Source organism: Metabacillus niabensis (genome assembly GCF_902829255.1).
In the GTDB taxonomy this organism is placed as follows: domain Bacteria; phylum Bacillota; class Bacilli; order Bacillales; family Bacillaceae; genus Metabacillus; species Metabacillus niabensis.
The window spans coordinates 1-945 of record NZ_CADEPK010000277.1 but is presented as its reverse complement, the minus strand read 5'-3'; the positions used below and the strand labels follow the sequence as shown (position 1 = coordinate 945).

The 945-nt window shown below is 27.5% G+C and carries 1 protein-coding gene; it reads left to right on the top strand.

Translation table 11 applies throughout. The features are described 5' to 3' along the window. Positions 1-945 (top strand): YobI family P-loop NTPase (locus HU235_RS16220; RefSeq protein WP_459213476.1); only part of this gene is annotated, 945 nt, incomplete at both ends.

The following is a 945-nucleotide window of genomic DNA, read 5'->3' as shown; positions in this document are numbered from 1 at the left end:
GTATATTAAAAAAGGCATTAGAAAAAAAGGAAAATAAAAATATTGCAATTACTGGAGGTTATGGAGCAGGAAAAACGACCATTATTGATGCATATTTTGAAAAATATAAAGAAAAAGCTAAGAAAATGATGAGAGTCTCAATTGCTACTTTTAAAACAGAACAAGATCAAACAGGCAATTCTCCATCAAGTGAAAACATATTAGAACAACAAATATTACAGCAGATGTTTTATCAGGTAAATCCAAATCGAATTTCAAATTCTAAATTTACTAAGATAAGTGATTTATCATTTTGGTACATATTTTCTATAATATTCTATTTGTTGGGAACAGGAATCTTTTTATATTTATTAATCACTAACAAATGGTTAACTCAAATAAACGGAAATTTATTTGGAAAAGGACTGTGGGAGAACGTTTTATTAATGTTAGTTTACAGTATTCTAATAGGGATATATGGAATAGCTATCTATATGTTGCTAATGGTATTTAGAAAACTAGGTGTAAGTAAGTTTGGGGTTGCGAACACGAACATAGAATTTACCTTTCATGATGGAAGCACAGTTTTTAATCATTATTTGGATGAAATTATTTATCTATTTAAAAAATCAAATTACTGCTATATTGTTTTTGAGGACTTGGATAGGTTTCAAAATGTCAAGATTTTTGAAAGACTTAGAAGCTTAAACACAATATTAAATAGTTCAGCTCAATTAAGGGGTTTGGATATTAAATTTATATATGCAATGAAGGATGATATATTTTCGCATGAAGATGAATCCGAATTGGTATATAATCGAACGAAGTTTTTTGATTTCATCATTCCTACTATCAAAATAATACATAGCTCAAATGCTGAAACCATTCTTATGAAAAAGCTAAATGGTTTGTTAAAGAAAGATAACAATTATAATGCGGATAATAACCAAAAGCTTAGTGAAAAAT